The 2,965-nt window shown below is 60.7% G+C and carries 3 protein-coding genes; 1 reads left to right on the top strand and 2 read right to left on the bottom strand.

Translation table 11 applies throughout. From position 1 onward, the window contains the following. Positions 1-1,131: sensor histidine kinase (locus ACRC1E_RS00905; RefSeq protein ID WP_438513227.1), on the top strand; the 1,131-nt coding region annotated here is incomplete at its 5' end. Positions 1,132-1,143: 12 nt separating this feature from the next. Here ACRC1E_RS00905 and nadB read toward each other — a convergent pair. Next, the gene (nadB, locus tag ACRC1E_RS00900) at positions 1,144-2,718 is read right to left on the bottom strand and encodes an L-aspartate oxidase (protein ID WP_438513226.1); all 1,575 of its coding nucleotides are present in this window, start codon (positions 2,716-2,718) and stop codon (positions 1,144-1,146) included. Between the two features lie 60 nt (positions 2,719-2,778). After that, positions 2,779-2,965, bottom strand: a 187-nt coding sequence (locus ACRC1E_RS00895; RefSeq protein WP_438513225.1) for a hypothetical protein, incomplete at its 5' end; no start/stop codon positions are given.

Below are 2,965 nucleotides of genomic sequence, written 5' to 3'. Positions count from 1 at the left end.
ATGTACGATATCACCGAACTTAAGCGCCAGCGTCTGGCGATGGTGGCTTCGCGCGAGCGTTTTCTGGCGGTGCTGAACGGCCTGGAAACCGGTATCTGTGTCTCGTCCGGCGAGGATTTTGGCCTGCTGTACGGCAACCCGGCTTTTGCCCGGCTATGGCCGCTGGCCGCTGCCGGCAGTCATTGTGTAGTGTTGCCGGGCTTGCCGCCGCAGCCGGGCGGTGAAGGGCTGCACATCGAACATGGCCCGGATGCGGGCGGGCATTGTTTTGAATTGCAACATAGCCGCATCGAGTGGAGCGATGGCGAGCAGGCCTGGTTGACCCTGCTGCTGGATGTGACCGAGACGCGTGCCCGCGACGAGCGCGAGCGCGCGCTGGAGGAGCGGTTCCAGACCACGACCCGGCTGGTAGCGATGGGCGAGATGGCCTCCAGCCTCGCACATGAGCTGGGTCAGCCGCTAACCGCCATCAATACTTATGCCTCGGGCCTGAAGCGGCGTTTGGCCGGTATCGACTCTTTACCGGATGGGGTGACGCCGGCCTTGCAGGCGCTATCGGATCAGGCGCGGCGGGCGGGGCAGATCGTCAGCAGTATCCGCGCCTTCGTGAAAAAACATACGCCGCAGTTGCAGCCGGTCGATCCTGCGGTGCTGATGGTGCATGCGCTGAGTCTGGCGCAGCCGCTGGCCGATAAGCATCTGGTGCCGCTGCGCCTGATTCAACGCGGCCCGGCCTGTGCCTTGCAGCTGGACCCGGTGCTGATCGAGCAGGTGATCCTCAATCTGGTCAAAAATGCGGTGGAAGCGCAGGTGGAGGCGAGGGTGACACGGCCGAGAGTCGATGTGCGCGCCGAGACCGGGCTATCCAGTTGGCGGGTTGAAGTGCTGGATAATGGCCCGGGTCTGTCCGATAGCGCGCGCGCCAATCTGTTTACGCCGTTTTACAGCAGCAAGGCGGATGGTATGGGGATAGGGCTGAATATCTGCCGCTCGATTATCGAGTTCCATCGCGGCGAGTTCGGCGTGACGCGTACGCTGGCCGGTGGCTGTGTGTTCTGGTTTACCCTGCCGCTGCCCGGATGCGACAACGCCCCGCCCGGCGAAGAGCAGGGCAGGGCGTTTCAGGCGTGAGCGATGGCGTACTTAATCCGGGCTCAGAATGGTCTCGGTCGCCACGGGCTGGGTGTCCGGGTAGTCGCGGCTGTAATGCAGGCCGCGGCTTTCCTTGCGCGCCAGCGCCGAGCGCACGATCAGCTCGGCGCTGAGTACCAGATTGCGTAGCTCGATCAGGTCGTTGCTGACATGGAAATGGCTGTAATACTCGTCGATTTCCAGCTTCAGCAGTTCGATGCGGTGCAGTGCGCGCTTTAGCCGCTTATTGGTCCGCACGATGCCGACGTAGTCCCACATCGCACGCCGTAACTCGTCCCAGTTGTGCGAGATCACGACTTCCTCGTCCGGGTCGGTGACTTGGCTGTCATCCCAGTCCGGGATGGCGGGTAACTCTGCATCCGCTTGCTGCAGTATGCGGGCCGAGGCGGCCTTGCCGATCACCATGCATTCGAGCAGCGAGTTGCTGGCCAGCCGGTTGGCGCCGTGCAGCCCGGTGCAGGCGGCTTCGCCCACGGCAAACAGGCCTTCGACATCGGTCTGGCCATCAAGGTCGGTGATCAGGCCGCCACAGGTGTAGTGTGCGGCCGGCACCACCGGAATGCCCTGCTGGGTGATATCTATGCCCAGTTCCAGACAATGGGCGTAGATATTGGGGAAGTGCTCGCGCACGAAAGCCGCCGGCTTGTACGAAATGTCCAGATACACGCAGTCGAGGCCATGCTTCTTCATCTCGAAGTCGATGGCGCGTGCCACGATATCGCGCGGTGCCAGTTCGGCACGCTCGTCATGCTCGGGCATAAAGCGGGTGCCGTCCGGCAGCTTCAGAATGCCGCCCTCACCGCGTACCGCTTCCGAAATCAAAAACGATTTGCTGTGCGGATGGTAGAGGCAGGTCGGATGGAACTGGATGAATTCCATATTCGCGACCCGACAGCCGGCACGCCAGCCCATGGCAATGCCGTCGCCGGTGGCGGTGTCGGGGTTGGTGGTATAGAGATACACCTTGCCGGTACCGCCGGATGCCACAATGGTGTGCGGGGCGGCAATGGTGATGACCTGATCGTTCACCTTATCCAGTACATAGGCACCGAAACAGCGTTTGCCTTCCCGCCCCAGCTTGGCCGAGGTAATCAGGTCGACTGCGATATGTTCTTCCAGCAGCGTGATATTGGGATGGGCGCGCAACTTCTGCCCCAGCGTGCTGGTGACGGCTGCGCCGGTTGCATCCGCCGCGTGAATGATGCGGCGGTGACTGTGGCCGCCTTCGCGTGTCAGGTGGTAGCCGGTCTGGTGTGCTTCGTCGCGGGTAAAGGGCACGCCCAGTTCGATCAGCCAGTCTATGGCTTCTTTGGAATGCTCGACAATAAAGCGGCTGGAGGCTTCGTTGCATAGCCCGGCACCGGCAATCAGGGTGTCGGCAATATGGTGCTCGATCGAATCGCCGGTATCCAGCACCGCAGCGATGCCGCCCTGGGCATAGCTGGAGCTGCCTTCCAGCAGATCACGCTTGGTAATGACACAGACCTTGCGCTGTTCCGCCAAATGCAGGGCCAGCGTCATGCCGGCTAGTCCGCTGCCAATAATAAGTACGTCAAAATTGAGCATGAGTAGTGTCCACAAGCGAGGGTTTCGCCGATAAAAGCTAGCGTATCAGAATTTAAGATGTCAAAAAGCTGCGTTTTGGCATAAATAGAGGGTGTTTTGCGTAATATTTGAAATATCTTGCCACAGGTGTTGACGCATCGGAGCAGGATGCGTATATTTCGCCTCCTCAGCTGACGCCGCAAACGAAACAAGCGGATCGGCACTGCTCTTTAACAACACGAACAACCGATAGGTGTGAGTGCTTGGC

Origin of the sequence: Craterilacuibacter sp. (assembly GCF_051659485.1) — a bacterium.
Taxonomy (GTDB): Bacteria; Pseudomonadota; Gammaproteobacteria; order Burkholderiales; family Chromobacteriaceae; genus Craterilacuibacter.
Note: the sequence above shows the minus strand (reverse complement) of the source record. Positions and strands in the feature narration are given on the sequence as shown.

Coding starts and splice junctions, on each gene's coding strand:
- nadB (WP_438513226.1), bottom strand. CDS start 2,718: ATGCTCAATTTTGACGTACTTATTATTGGCAGCGGACTAGCCGGCATG.